Below are 13,879 nucleotides of genomic sequence, written 5' to 3'. Positions count from 1 at the left end.
GCAAAGCGGCCCCATTGATTATCAGCCTTCTTCAGGCCAGAAGCGCAGCGGCTTGCCCTCGGCCGGCCAGAAGCGCATCTGCTCCACCGGCGATACGTCCCAACGCTCTACCGTTTCCAGCGCCTGCAGGAAGCGCTTTTCTTGCTCCATCAGCGCCGGTGCGCACAGCTTGCGGGTCTTGCCGACCTTGCCGAAGCTCAGGTGCTCGCCATCGAGCGTGTACGGTGCAAACCAGTGGTTGCAGCCGCCGTTGCCGTAGGCACGGCCGTCGCTGGCCAGGGTCAGGGTCAGGTGGCTGTAGTCCATCAGTGGTCGTTCGCCAATCCACTCCAACACATAGCTGCGCTCCTGCTGCAGCTTGGACGGTTCGGCGGCGCAGCCGAGCAGGCCGGTGGCAATCAGCGCGCCGGTCAGCAGGTTTTTCACGCGGCGCTCTCCTGGCAATGGGGGCACAGGTGTTTTTCGCCACGGCTGACCCAGCCCAGCTCGGCAATGCGCGCGCTGGCGGCAGGCTGGCGGGCTTTCTTGCCCAGTTTGGCGTCTACCGCGAACTCGAAGTCCAGCACAGCGTCGCAGTTGTCGCACTCGACCTGCCAGGTGAGGATTTCCAGCTCGTTGAACACCGGGCCAGTAGCCACGGCAACCCATTGGCCGCGTGGGTTGATCAGGTGGCGTACGCTCTCCACGGTCAGGCGCATGGACAAGTCCTTGCTGCCCTTCAGGGTGACCAGCAGGGTGTCGCCTTTGTGCATCGAGCCGCCGTTGCCAGTGACCTGGTAGCGGCCCGGCACCAAGGCACGGCACTCGATCAGGGTGTGTTGCGGGTTGAAAAGGGTGTAGCGGAAATCGTGCTCGACCATGGGTCCTCCAGAAATGCCGCGTATCCTAGCACTAACCCATCACCAGATTCTGTGGATTGCCTGCCGCCCAGCGGTTGATGTTGTCCAGCGTGGTCTGGGCAATGGCATCCAGCGCCTCGCGGGTGAGGAAGGCCTGGTGGGCGGTGATGATCACGTTGGGGAAGGTCAGCAGGCGGGCCAGCACATCGTCCTGCAGTGGCAGGTCGGAGCGGTCCTCGAAGAACAGCTGGGCTTCTTCTTCGTAGACGTCCAGGCCCAGGTAGCCAAGCTGGCCGCTTTTCAGCGCGTCAATCAGCGCAGGGGTATCGACCAGCGCGCCGCGACCGGTGTTGACCAGCATGGCGCCGGGCTGCAACTGGGCCAGGCTTTGCGCATTGATCAGGTGGCGGGTGTGTTCGGTCAGCGGGCAGTGCAGACTGATGATGCGGGCTTCGCGCAGCAGCTCGGGCAGGGGCAGGTAACGCGCGCCAAGGGCCAGCAGCTCTGGGTTGGGGTAGGGGTCGTAGGCCAGCAATTGGCAACCGAACCCTGCCATGATGCGGGCGAAGGCGGCGCCGATCTGGCCGGTGCCGACCACGCCCACGGTTTTGCCGTGCAGGTCGAAGCCGGTTAGCCCGTGCAGGGTGAAGTCACCTTCGCGGGTACGGTTGTAGGCTCTGTGCAGGCGCCGGTTGAGCGCCAGGATCAGCGCCACGGCGTGCTCGGCCACGGCGTGTGGCGAGTAGGCCGGCACGCGTACCACGGCCAGGCCCAGGCGCTGGGCGGCAGCCAGGTCTACGTGGTTGTAGCCGGCCGAGCGCAGGGCGATCAGCCGTGTGCCACCTGCGGCCAGGCGCTGCAGCACCGTGGCGTCGAGTTCGTCATTGATGAAGGCGCACACCACCTCAAAACCATCGGCCAGTGCGGCGGTGTCCAGGGTCAGGCGGGCGGGCTGGAAATGCAGCTCCAGCGACGTGCCGTTGGCAGCCTCGGTGAAGCTTTCTTGGTCGTAGTGCTGGCTGCTGAACAACAGGGCGCGCATGGTGGGGTTTCCTTTGTGGTGCATGTCTTGGGGTGGTGGTTGCCTGTATCAAGCCAGGCACTCAGGCGCTCAGCCGCGCCTGCGCAGCCAGCCGGCCGATCGCACTGTCCAGTTCATCCAGGGCCTGCTGCGCCTGCGGATTGTCCTGCTTCAACAACGTCTCGCTGCGCTGGCACGCTGCCCGCAACTGCGGCACGCCGCAATAGCGCGAGGCGCCGTTCAGGCGGTGCACCTGTTCGATCAGCCCTTCGCGGTCATTGGCCTCGCGGGCAGCGCGTATGGCTTCGCGGTCGGCATCCAGCGAGGCCAGCAGCATGCTCAGCATGTCGGCCGCCAGGTCTGCCTTGCCAGCGGCCAGGCGCAGGCCCTCTTCCGGGTCGAGCACCTTCAGTTCATCGCCGTTGGCCGGCAGCTCGGCCTGCGCCTGGTGCGGTGCACCGAGGCTCAGGCCGGTCCATTTCATCACCACCTGGGCCAGTTGCCGTTCGCTGATCGGTTTGGTCAGGTAGTCATCCATGCCGCCGTGCAGCAACGCGCGCTTTTCGTTGGCCATGGCATGGGCCGTGAGGGCGACGATCGGCAGCGGGTTGCCGCTTTGGGTGTTTTCCCACAGGCGGATCTGTTCGGTGCAGGCGCGGCCGTCCATGCCAGGCATCTGCACGTCCATCAGCACCAGGTCGAACGGCTCATCCTGCACGGCCTGTACCGCAGCATAACCATTGTCGACGGCCAGCACCTCAGCACCCAGGTCTTCGAGCAGGGTCTGCACCAGCAGCAGGTTGGCGGCATTGTCGTCGACGCAGAGTATTTTCGGCTGGCGCTGGCCGTTGACGTTGTTCACCTCGGCCAGCGGTCGACGCGGCTGCACCAGCTCCAGCAATAGGCGCCGCAGCTTGCGGGTGCAGGTGGGCTTGGACAGCAACTGGCCATGGCCGTTGGGCAGGTACGGGTGGTACAGCGCCTGCTCGGTGGTCGGGCACAGCACCACGCATTGGCAATGGTAACGCTCAAGCTGCTGGTGATAGTGGCCCAGTTGCTCGGGCGACAAGTTGCCCAGGTTGGCCCCGAGCACGGCGAACTCGAACGGCAGGCCGGCTTGGCTGGCGGCCTGCACCCCATGCAGCAATTGGTCGTAGGAGGCGAACAGGCTCACGCTGAGGCCGCAATCTTCCAACTGGTGCTCCAGCGCCTGGCGCGCCAGTTCGTGGCCATCGACAATGGCTGCGCGGCGGCCCAGTAGTGGCTGCAGCGGAAGCTCCTCGACATCGTCGTGAGCCTTGGGCAGGTTGAGGCTGATCCAGAACTGCGAACCTTCACCCGGGGTGCTGTCGACACCGATTTCGCCGCCCATCTGCTCGATCAGGCGCTTGGAAATCACCAGCCCCAGGCCAGTGCCACCCGGCTGCCGGGCCAGCGAGTTGTCGGCCTGGCTGAAGGCCTGGAACAGTGTGCGCACATCCTGCGGCGACAGGCCGATGCCGGTGTCCTGCACACTGATGCGCAGTTGCGCGTGGTCTTCGTGTTCGTCGTCGAGCATGGCGCGCACCACGATCGTGCCTTCGCGGGTGAACTTGATGGCGTTGCTGACCAGGTTGGTGAGGATCTGCTTGAGCCGCAACGGGTCGCCGATCAGCGAGGACGGCGTGTCGCGGTAGATCAGGCTGAGCAATTCCAACTGCTTGGCGTGGGCGGCCGGGGCAAGGATGGTCAGGGTGTCCTGGATCAGGTCGCGCAGGTTGAACGGAATGCTGTCGAGCACCAGCTTGCCGGCCTCGATCTTGGAGAAGTCGAGGATCTCGTTGATGATCCCCAGCAGGTTGTCGGCGGACTTCTCGATGGTGCTCAAGTAGTCCAGCTGGCGCGGCGTCATCTCGCTTTTTTGCAGCAAGTGGGTGAAGCCGAGGATGCCGTTGAGCGGGGTACGGATCTCGTGGCTCATGTTGGCCAGGAATTCTGACTTGATACGGCTGGCTTCAAGGGCTTCCTTGCGCGCCATATCCAGCTCGATGTTCTGGATTTCGATGGTTTCCAGGTTCTGGCGCACGTCCTCGGTGGCCTGATCGATGCTGTGCTGCAGTTCTTCGTGGGCGTTTTGCAGGGTTTCGGCCATGCGGTTGATACCGCGAGCCAGCTCGTCCAGCTCATGGCTGCCCATGGCCGGCAGGCGTTCTTCGAGGTGGCCGTCCTTGAGCTGGTTGACCGCGTGCTTGATGCGTTCGATGGGGTCGTTGATGGTGCGGCTCATGCGCAGCGCCAGCAGGCCGCTGAGGACCAGGCAGGCGAAGATCAGCAACAGGCTGGTGAACAGGTTGCGGTAGCCGCGCAGCAGCGTGCCGTCGTGCGACAGCTCGATCTCTACCCAGCCCAGCAGGCGCTCGGCTTCGGCCGGCACGGCATCGGTGGCCAGGTCGCGGTGGTGGCCGAACACCGGCATCAGGTAGCGGGTGGCGTCATTGCCACTGCGCTGCAGCAGTTGCGTGCCGGTCCCGCCGCTGGGTGGCAGGTTGAGCATGCTCGGGCCGGCGTGGGCCAGGCGCGTGCGGTCCGGGGCCAGGAAGGCGACGGCGCGCACATCGGCCTGCTCCAGGGTTTGTGCGGCAATGCGTTCCAGTTGCGCAGGCGCAAGCCGGGCCATGGCAGGTGCTGCCAGTGGCGCCAGTTGTTCGGCGATCATCTTGCCGCGCTGCAGCAACTGGGTGCGCAGGTCGTTCTGTTGCAGCCAGGTGAAGTAACTGCCCAGCACCAGGGCCATCAAGCCGGCCGGCAGCAGTGCCAGCAGCAGTACCCGGCTGCGAATTCCCAAACGATCGAGCACACTCGCCTCCTGTGATGTGCCTGGTAGCCGTCAGGTGGTGACGGTCAAGCCGCGAAGTTACTCCGCCTGCCGCACCATTGCACCTCTTTCAGTAGCTGATTTGCAGCATTGCCGGGGCATTGGTCGCAGGGCGGTTGCCTGGCAGGCGGTGGATGCTCAATAATTGCGCAATTGAGAATGCATGGCAGTTGCCAATGAATCCTGTAGCTATTCACAACTCCAATATCCTCGCCATCGAGGACGACCCGGTCCTGGGTGCCTATCTGCACGAAGAGCTGCAACGGGGTGGTTTTCAGGTCACCTGGTGCCGTAATGGCCTGGAGGGTTTGGAAACAGCGGGTCGCCAAATCTTCGATGTGGTGCTCATGGACATCCTGCTGCCGGGGCTCAATGGCCTGGATGCCCTGGCGCAATTGCGCAAGCGTAGCGCCACACCGGTGATCCTGATGTCGGCGCTGGGGGCCGAGGCCGACCGTATCAGCGGCTTTCAGCGAGGGGCCGACGATTACCTGCCCAAGCCGTTCAGCATGGCCGAGTTGCAGGTGCGCATCGAGGCGATTCTGCGCCGCGTGGCCCTTGAGCGGCGCTATCAAGCTCCATTGGAGCAGGCAGGCTGCGGTGAGCTGGAGTTCGATGAGGGGCTATGCGATGTGCGCCTGGATGGCCATCTGGCAGGCTTGACCCCCAGCGAGTTCCGGTTGTTGGACATCCTTAACCGCAACCTCGAAGAGGTCCTGAGCAAACCGTTTCTGTACCAGCAGGTGTTGCAGCGCGGCTATTCGCGGCATGACCGCAGCCTGGACATGCACGTCAGCCAGATCCGTCGCAAGCTCAAGGGTATCGGCTACCACGAACGACAGATACGCACCGTGTGGGGCAAGGGTTATGTGCTCAGCGCCAGCGAGGCGGAGTGAGCCATGCTGGATCGCCACTCGCTGTTCTGGAAACTCGCCATTTTGCTGGTGGGTTTCTGCCTGCTGATGATCGGCCTCAGTTACACCTGGGGCCGGCACATGGAAACCCAGAATGCCTTCCTATCGGAGCCGGCCCGGCAGGCATTGCGGGGCTACGCCGGCGAGGCTGAACAGGCCTGGCGCAGCGGCGGGCGGGCGGGGCTGGACCAGTGGGTGGCGGCGATGCATCAGCGTGAACGGGGCTGGGTGGGCGTGCTCGACATCAACCTGCGGCCGCTCGACAGCGCTACCCTCAACCCGCAGATCATGCAGCGGCTGACCCGCCTGCGCGGTGTCGACTGGCCGATGAGCCGGCGCAGCGTCGACCAGCCGTGGGTGCGCATACCCTTCCCGGGGGCGCCGGAGCAGGGCATGCTGGTGATCGAGCTGCCACAGCGGTTCAACCCGGACCAGTACCGCTTGCTGTGGCGCATTGTCACCAACGGCATCATCCCCGGTCTGTTCACCTTGTTGCTGTGCGTGGGCCTGTACCGGATGTTGATCGTGCCGCTGAACCAGCTGCGCGAGCAGGCCAATGCCTGGCGCGCCGATCAGCTGTCGGCACGCCTGGACTCGCGCACCATCGCCCGGCACGACGAGCTGGGCGAGCTGGCCCGTGCCTTCGACCAGATGGCCGAGCGGCTACAGGGCACGGTGGCCATGCAGCAGCAGTTGCTGCGCGACTTGTCCCACGAAATGCGCACGCCGCTGAGCCGGTTGCGGGTCGCTTGCGACGGCGAAACCGACCTGCAACGCCTGCGCGAGCGCCTGACCCGTGAGGTGGACTGCATGCAGCAGCTGGTGGAGGGCACCCTGCAGTTGGCCTGGCAGGACGCCGAACGTGCGCCGATGAACCTGGAACCGATCGAAGTGCACGCGCTTTGGGAGCTGCTGGCTGAGAATGCCTGCTATGAAAGCGGCTGGTCGCCTGCCCGCTTGCGCTGCGAAGTGCCGGCCGACTGCTGGGTGCAGGGCAACCTCAACCACCTGGCCCAGGCGCTGGAGAACATGCTGCGCAATGCCATCCGCCATTCACCGGCCGAGGGTGTCGTGCGGTTGGGCGGGCAGCGTGAGGGTAGCTATTGGTGGTTGTGGCTGGAGGATGAGGGCGGCGGGGTGGCCGAAGAAGACCTGGAGCGGATCTTCGCGCCGTTCTCGCGGCTGGATGGCTCGCGACCGGGGGATGGTGGTTTTGGCCTGGGGCTGAGCATTGCCCGCAGCGCCATCCAGCGCCAGGGTGGGACCTTGTGGGCGCAGAATGGCAAGCATGGGTTGCGGCTGTGGATGCGTTTGCCGTCACATGCATCGGCCTCGTCGCGGGTACCACATTTCACCTGAAGGCAGCCCAATCCCTGTGGGAGCGGGTTTACCCGCGAAAAGGCTGGCACAGGTCGCAGCTTATAGCTTGTAGCTATATACACCACAGATTGCGTGATATGGCCACGGAGGGTTTGCCGGTATGATAGGCGCCCCTGCCGTCCGGATTGTGAAATACGCCATGACCTTGCAGTACCCAACCATCGCCGATTGCGTCGGCAATACGCCCCTGGTTCGCCTGCAGCGCATTGCTGGTGAAACCAGCAACACCCTCCTGCTCAAGCTCGAAGGTAACAATCCTGCCGGCTCGGTGAAGGACCGCCCGGCGCTGTCGATGATCACCCGCGCTGAACTGCGTGGGCAGATCAAGCCTGGCGACACCCTGATCGAAGCCACATCCGGTAACACCGGCATCGCCCTGGCGATGGCGGCGGCGATCAAGGGCTACAAGATGATCCTGATCATGCCCGACAACTCCACTGCCGAGCGTAAGGCCGCCATGACCGCCTATGGCGCCGAGCTGATCCTGGTGACCAAGGAGGAGGGCATGGAAGGCGCCCGCGACCTGGCCGAGAAGCTGCAGGCCGAAGGTCGTGGCCTGGTGCTCGATCAGTTCGCCAACGGCGACAACCCAATTGCCCACTACAACAGCACCGGGCCCGAGATCTGGCAGCAGACCCAGGGCAGCATTACCCATTTCGTCAGCTCCATGGGCACCACCGGCACCATCATGGGCTGCTCGCAGTACCTCAAGGAGCAAAACCCGGCGGTGCAGATCATCGGCCTGCAACCGATGGAAGGCTCGGCCATTCCAGGTATCCGCCGCTGGCCCGAGGAATACCTGCCAAAGATCTTCGACGCCACCCGCGTCGACCGTGTGGTCGACATGTCGCAGCAGGAAGCCGAAGACACCACCCGTCGCCTTGCCCGTGAAGAGGGCATTTTCTGCGGTGTGTCCTCCGGTGGTGCGGTCGCTGCCATGCTGCGCCTGTCCCGCGAAGTGGAAAATGCCGTGATGGTCGCGATCATCTGCGACCGTGGCGACCGTTATCTGTCCACCGGCCTGTTTGACCCGAGCTAAATGTCCAAGAAAAAAACCAACAGTGGCCTGCGCTTCCAGCCGACCGGCGGCAACCGCAGCGCCCAGATTCCCGTAGGCAAGAAACAACGCCTGGACATCGAGCGCCTGGCCGGTGACGGCCGTGGCATCGCGTTCCACGAAGGGCGCACTTGGTTCGTCAGTGGCGCCCTGGCCGGCGAGGCCGTGGAGGCGCGCGTGCTCAATGCCCGTGGCAAAGTGGTCGAGGCCCGCCTCGAGCGTTTGCTGCAGGCAAGCCCCGAGCGCCGTGAGGCGCCGTGCCGCTACTACGACCGCTGTGGTGGCTGCAACCTGCAGCATCTGCCGCACCAAGCGCAGCTGGCGCTCAAGCAGCGCACCCTGGCCGAGCAACTGCAGCGGGTAGCCGGCGTGCAGCCCGAGGAATGGGCCGCCCCCTTGAGCGGGCCGGAATTCGGCTACCGGCGCCGGGCTCGCGTGGCCGTACGCTGGGACATCAAGGCGCGTCAACTGGAGGTAGGCTTCCGTGCCGAAGCCAGCCAGGACATCATTGCCATCGATGATTGCGCTGTGCTGGTACAGCCCTTGCAGTCGATTCTGCGTCACTTGCCGACGGTGCTGCGCTCGTTGAACAAACCGCAGGCGCTAGGCCATGTGGAGCTATTCAGCGGCACTGCCGAGGCGGTGCTGGTGCGCCACGTGGCGCCGCTACCGGCCGAGGACCTGGCCAGGCTGCAGGCGTTCTGCGAGCAGGCCAATGCCCAGCTGTGGTTGCAAGGCGAAGGTGAGCCGGCACCCGTGGACCCGGCCGCGCAACTGGGCTTTGCCCTGGCGCCCTGGCAGCTGGAACTGGCCTGGCGCCCTGGCGACTTCGTGCAAGTGAATGCCCAGGTCAACACGGCCATGATCGAGCAGGCCTTGGCCTGGCTCGCACCACAGGCCGACGAGCGCGTGCTGGACCTGTTCTGTGGCCTGGGCAACTTCGCCCTGCCGCTGGCCCGCCAGGCGCGCGAGGTGGTGGCAGTAGAAGGTGTGCAGGCCATGGTCGATCGGGCAGCAGCCAATGCCCGGAACAACAATGTGCATAACGCACGGTTTTTTCAGGCCGATTTATCGCAGCCTTTGGCAGGCACCGGATGGGCCGCCGAGGGCTTTTCTGCGGTACTCTTGGATCCACCGCGCGACGGTGCTTTCGAGGTGGTGCAAGGCATCGCCCGCCTCAAGGCCAGCAGGCTGGTCTATGTATCGTGCAACCCGGCCACGCTGGCGCGAGACGCCCAGGTGCTGGTCGGTCAGGGGTACCGGTTAAAAAGGGCCGGGATTCTCGACATGTTTCCTCAGACGGCGCATGTCGAGGCCATGGCGTTATTCGAAGCGGGCTAGCTGACTGGCCCCTTGGTGCGGTTGCCATGGAATGGCGGCCGCACGGTGATCGCCAGCGCACCCGCGTGGTGCGCTGTATGGAAAGGTATAACAAAGATGGTACAGGTGAGAGTGCACCAGCCGGTCAACACTGACGGCAGTATCAATCTCGAAGCATGGTTGGACCATGTGGTAAGCGTCGATTCGGCACTGGATCGCGCAGCGCTGAAAGAAGCCTGCGAGTTTGCTCATGAAGTAGAGAAAAAGGGCAACCCGGCCAAGCATTCCTGGGCGGACGGTACGTCGAGCTTCCAGGCGGGCCTGGAAATCGCCGAAATTCTCGCCGATCTCAAGCTCGACCAGGATTCCCTGGTGGCAGCGGTCATCTACCGCTCGGTGCGCGAGGGCAAAGTTACCCTGGCCGAAGTCAGCCAGCGTTTTGGGCCGGTCGTGTCCAAGCTGATCGACGGCGTGCTGCGCATGGCCGCTATCAGTGCCAGCCTCAGCCCACGCCAGTCGCTGGTACTGGGCTCGCAGGCGCAGGTCGAGAACCTGCGCAAGATGCTCGTGGCCATGGTCGACGACGTGCGGGTGGCATTGATCAAGCTGGCCGAACGCACCTGCGCAATCCGTGCGGTCAAGGCCGCCGACGACGAAAAACGCCTGCGCGTCGCGCGTGAGGTGTTCGACATCTATGCACCGCTTGCGCACCGCCTGGGTATCGGCCACATCAAGTGGGAGCTGGAAGACCTGTCCTTCCGCTACCTCGAACCCGACCAGTACAAGCAGATCGCCAAGCTGTTGCACGAGCGCCGGTTGGACCGCGAGCGCTTCATCAGCGACGTGATGAACCAACTGCAGAACGAGCTGCTGGCCACCGGTGTGAACGCCGACATCAGCGGCCGGGCGAAACATATCTATTCGATCTGGCGCAAGATGCAGCGCAAAGGCCTGGAATTCAGCCAGATCTACGACGTGCGTGCAGTACGCGTGCTGGTGCCGGAAATTCGCGACTGCTATACCGCGTTGGGTATCGTGCATACCTTGTGGCGGCACATTCCCAAGGAGTTCGACGACTACATCGCCAACCCCAAGGAGAACGGCTACCGCTCGCTGCACACAGCGGTAATCGGCCCCGAGGGCAAGGTGCTGGAGGTGCAGATCCGTACCCACGGCATGCACGAAGAAGCCGAGCTTGGGGTGTGCGCCCACTGGCGCTACAAGGGCACCGACGTCAAGCCCAGCTCCAACCACTATGAAGAGAAGATCTCCTGGCTGCGTCAGGTGCTGGAATGGCATGAAGAGCTGGGCGACATCGGTGGCCTGGCCGAGCAGTTGCGGGTCGACATCGAGCCCGACCGGGTCTATGTGTTCACCCCTGACGGCCACGCCATCGACCTCCCCAAGGGCGCCACGCCACTGGACTTCGCCTACCGCGTGCATACCGAGATCGGCCACAACTGCCGGGGCGCGAAGATCAACGGCCGTATCGTGCCGCTGAACTACAGCCTGCAAACCGGCGAGCAGGTGGAGATCATCACCAGCAAGCATGGCAACCCCAGCCGTGACTGGTTGAACTCCAACCTGGGCTACGTCACCACCTCGCGAGCGCGGGCCAAGATCGTCCACTGGTTCAAGCTGCAGGCGCGCGACCAGAACGTCGCTGCCGGCAAGACCTTGCTCGAACGCGAGCTCAGCCGCCTGGGCCTGCCGCAAGTGGACTTCGAACGCCTGGCCGAGAAGACCAACGTCAAGACCGCCGAGGACATGTTCGCCTCGCTCGGTGCTGGCGACCTGCGCCTGGCGCACCTGGTCAATGCCGCCCAGCAGTTGCTGGAGCCCGAGCGCATCGAGCAGATCGAGCTGGTGCCGCGCAAGCCAACCGGGCCTCGTACCGGCAAGCGTGGCGACATCCAGATCCAGGGTGTCGGCAACCTGCTGACGCAGATGGCTGGTTGCTGCCAGCCACTGCCGGGCGATGCCATCGTCGGCTACATCACCCAGGGCCGTGGCGTGAGCATTCACCGTCAGGACTGCGCCTCGGTGCTGCAACTGGCAGGCAAGGAGCCGGAGCGCATGATCCAGGTGAGCTGGGGGCCGATCCCGGTGCAGACCTACCCGGTCGACATCGTCATCCGTGCCTACGACCGCCCGGGCCTGCTGCGCGACGTGTCGCAGGTGCTGTTGAACGAAAAGATCAACGTATTGGCGGTGAACACCCGCTCGAACAAGGAAGACAACACCGCGCTGATGTCGCTGACCATCGAGATTCCAGGCCTGGACGCGCTGGGTCGCCTGCTGGGGCGGATCTCGCAGCTGCCGAACATCATCGAGACGCGGCGTAATCGTACCCCTTGAGACTGCGTCGCCTGCTTCGCGGGTTCGCCCGCGAAGAAGCCACCGCCGAAGGACCTGTTTACATGACCTACACCCTCGAAGACCTGCTGCACCTCATGGCCCGTCTGCGCGACCCGCAGTACGGCTGCCCATGGGACCTGAAGCAGAACTACGCGAGTATTGTCCCGCACACCATCGAAGAAGCCTACGAGGTCGCTGACACCATCGAGCGAGGCGATTTCGAGCATCTGCAAGGTGAGCTGGGCGACTTGCTGTTCCAGGTGGTCTATTACAGCCAGCTGGCCCGGGAGGAGGGGCGTTTTGAGTTCGAGGGCGTGGTCGACAGCATCACCCGCAAGCTCATCCGCCGCCACCCGCATGTATTCCCCACTGGCGAGCTGTACGCGCCGGTGGATACCCCCAGCTTGAGCGAGGCCCAGGTCAAGTCGCGTTGGGAAGAAATCAAGGCCGAAGAGCGCGCGGAAAAAGCCCAGCCCGAACAGCTGTCGCTGCTCGACGACGTGCCGGCAGCCTTGCCGGCGCTGTCGCGGGCAGCCAAACTGCAAAAACGCGCGGCCACGGTCGGTTTCGATTGGCCGGCGGCATTGCCGGTGCTGGACAAAGTCCGTGAAGAGCTGGATGAGGTGCTGCAGGCCATGGCTGATGGCGATGCCGATGCCCTGGAAGATGAAGTGGGTGACTTGCTGTTCGCCGCGGTCAACCTGGCTCGCCACCTCAAGCACGACCCGGAAAACGCCCTGCGCCGCGCCAATCGCAAGTTCGAGCGACGCTTCCGTTTTATCGAACAGGCATTGCGCGACAGTGGCCGCCCCATTGAAGATTGTAACCTTGACGAGCTGGACGCCCTTTGGGGTGAGGCCAAACGTCAGGAAAAGAACCTGCCCAGCTGCGGCTGAGCTGTTGCATAAGTGAGTGAACATTCATGAGCCTTTCCCTTCGCGACCAATTGCTCAAAGCCGGTCTGGTCAACCAGAAACAGGTCTCGCAGACCAACAAAGCTGAAAAGAAACAGAAGCGCATGGAGCACAAAGGCCAGGTCGAAGTCGACGACAGCCAGCAGCGCATAGCCAAGGAAGCCATGGCCGAAAAGGTCAAGCGCGACCAGGAGCTGAATCGCCAGCAGCAGGAAAAGGCCGAGCAGAAGGCCCGTGCCGCGCAGGTCAAGCAACTGATCGAAGCCACCCGCCTGCCCAAGCTGAACACTGAGGACTACTACAACTTCGTCGACGACAAGAAGGTCAAGCGTATTGCGGTCAACGCCTTGATGCGAACCAAGCTGAGCAACGGCGCGCTTGCCGTGGTCGCCCATGCCGGCGGTTACGAGATCATTCCTCGTGAGGCGGCGGTGAAAATCCAGGAGCGCGACCCAAGCCGTATCCTGTTGCTCAATACCCATGTCGAGGAAGCGGACGAAGATGACCCGTACGCGGCCTACAAGATCCCTGATGATCTGATGTGGTAAAAACGAAAAACCCCGCCTTGGCGGGGTTTTCCATTTGAAGACTGGGTCATTGCGTGGTGCGCTGGTTTTCCAGGTCTTCCAGCTCTACACGGTATTGGTGTGCTTCATGCTCATTATGGAACATGCCCACCAGCTGGCCTTGTTGGTGCACATCCCAGATCCGCACGCCAGCGGCCAGGCCTTCGTGGGACATTTTCGATTCGTCGCGTTCGGTTACTTGGACAGTCATCGGTAAACTCCACTTCTTCAGATGGCTGCGACAGTGTGTCGCACACCCTCTTTATAGAGTTTGTTAGCAGGCTAAGTAAATAAAACGGGCATGAAACAAGTTTCATGAAAGCCAGAGCGCTCCCACAAGGGTTGCTTTCGGCCGGGCATGAAAAAGCCCCGCACTGGGCGGGGCTTCGGGTACAGCAGGCGGCGCTGGCTCAGTTACCCTTCACCGACTTGCCATCCACCGTGCCATCTTGCAGCACGATCACATATTCCTTGCCATCGGTTTCCACCTGGCGCAGTTGTACCAGCAGGTAGTCCCAGTTCTTGGCGAACCACAGCTCGGTGATGCGCTTGCTCTGGCTTGGATCACGCACACGCTCGACCTTGACCGCATCGACCTGGCCGGTCTTGGTTGTGACCTTTTCGGTGCCCAGCACGCGGAAGTCGTAGGTGTCGAT

13 protein-coding genes are annotated in these 13,879 nt (G+C 63.5%); 7 read left to right on the top strand and 6 right to left on the bottom strand.

Going from position 1 to position 13,879, the window contains the following annotated elements; genetic code table 11:
• Positions 1-21 precede the first annotated feature (21 nt).
• The 4 genes from APH42_RS22765 to APH42_RS22750 form a co-directional block, all read right to left on the bottom strand.
• Complete coding sequence (locus tag APH42_RS22765) at positions 22-426, bottom strand: META domain-containing protein (protein WP_012270932.1); 405 nt, start codon at positions 424-426, stop codon at positions 22-24.
• Positions 423-860, bottom strand: coding sequence for a hypothetical protein (locus APH42_RS22760; RefSeq protein WP_012270933.1), 438 nt, complete (start codon positions 858-860; stop codon positions 423-425). The genes APH42_RS22765 and APH42_RS22760 overlap by 4 nt, the downstream gene beginning before the upstream one ends.
• A gap of 31 nt (positions 861-891) precedes the next feature.
• On the bottom strand, positions 892-1,881 hold the full coding sequence (locus tag APH42_RS22755) for a 2-hydroxyacid dehydrogenase (protein ID WP_012270934.1): 990 nt from the start codon (positions 1,879-1,881) through the stop codon (positions 892-894).
• Between the two features lie 61 nt (positions 1,882-1,942).
• The gene (locus APH42_RS22750) at positions 1,943-4,696 is read right to left on the bottom strand and encodes a response regulator (protein ID WP_012270935.1); all 2,754 of its coding nucleotides are present in this window, start codon (positions 4,694-4,696) and stop codon (positions 1,943-1,945) included.
• 194 nt (positions 4,697-4,890) lie between these two features.
• On the opposite strand from APH42_RS22750, the gene APH42_RS22745 reads away from it, so the two are divergent.
• From APH42_RS22745 to APH42_RS22715, 7 genes are all read left to right on the top strand, one after another.
• Complete coding sequence (locus APH42_RS22745; protein ID WP_041166406.1) at positions 4,891-5,610, top strand: response regulator transcription factor; 720 nt, start codon at positions 4,891-4,893, stop codon at positions 5,608-5,610.
• A gap of 3 nt (positions 5,611-5,613) precedes the next feature.
• Entirely contained in the window at positions 5,614-6,987 is a 1,374-nt protein-coding gene (locus tag APH42_RS22740) for a cell wall metabolism sensor histidine kinase WalK (RefSeq protein ID WP_060494269.1), read from the top strand.
• A 160-nt stretch (positions 6,988-7,147) separates the two neighbouring features.
• Complete coding sequence (gene cysM, locus APH42_RS22735) at positions 7,148-8,047, top strand: cysteine synthase CysM (RefSeq protein WP_024717686.1); 900 nt, start codon at positions 7,148-7,150, stop codon at positions 8,045-8,047.
• Positions 8,048-9,406: a 23S rRNA (uracil(1939)-C(5))-methyltransferase RlmD gene (rlmD, locus tag APH42_RS22730; RefSeq protein ID WP_012270939.1), complete on the top strand. Its 1,359-nt coding sequence runs from the start codon at positions 8,048-8,050 to the stop codon at positions 9,404-9,406.
• Between the two features lie 96 nt (positions 9,407-9,502).
• Positions 9,503-11,743: a GTP diphosphokinase gene (relA, locus tag APH42_RS22725; protein WP_012270940.1), complete on the top strand. Its 2,241-nt coding sequence runs from the start codon at positions 9,503-9,505 to the stop codon at positions 11,741-11,743.
• Positions 11,744-11,805: 62 nt separating this feature from the next.
• Positions 11,806-12,639: a nucleoside triphosphate pyrophosphohydrolase gene (mazG, locus tag APH42_RS22720; RefSeq protein ID WP_060494268.1), complete on the top strand. Its 834-nt coding sequence runs from the start codon at positions 11,806-11,808 to the stop codon at positions 12,637-12,639.
• A 26-nt stretch (positions 12,640-12,665) separates the two neighbouring features.
• Entirely contained in the window at positions 12,666-13,205 is a 540-nt protein-coding gene (locus tag APH42_RS22715) for a DUF2058 domain-containing protein (protein WP_012270942.1), read from the top strand.
• Between the two features lie 46 nt (positions 13,206-13,251).
• On the opposite strand, the gene APH42_RS22710 is transcribed toward APH42_RS22715, so the two are convergent.
• The gene (locus tag APH42_RS22710; protein WP_012270943.1) at positions 13,252-13,434 is read right to left on the bottom strand and encodes a hypothetical protein; all 183 of its coding nucleotides are present in this window, start codon (positions 13,432-13,434) and stop codon (positions 13,252-13,254) included.
• Between the two features lie 199 nt (positions 13,435-13,633).
• Positions 13,634-13,879 (bottom strand): DUF3108 domain-containing protein (locus tag APH42_RS22705; RefSeq protein WP_156352858.1); only part of this gene is annotated, 246 nt, incomplete at its 5' end.

This window comes from Pseudomonas sp. NBRC 111140 (assembly GCF_001320885.1).
Classification (GTDB): Bacteria; Pseudomonadota; Gammaproteobacteria; order Pseudomonadales; family Pseudomonadaceae; genus Aquipseudomonas; species Aquipseudomonas putida_P.
The sequence above is the reverse complement of the archived record's forward strand: the minus strand, read 5'-3'. Positions and strand labels throughout refer to the sequence as shown.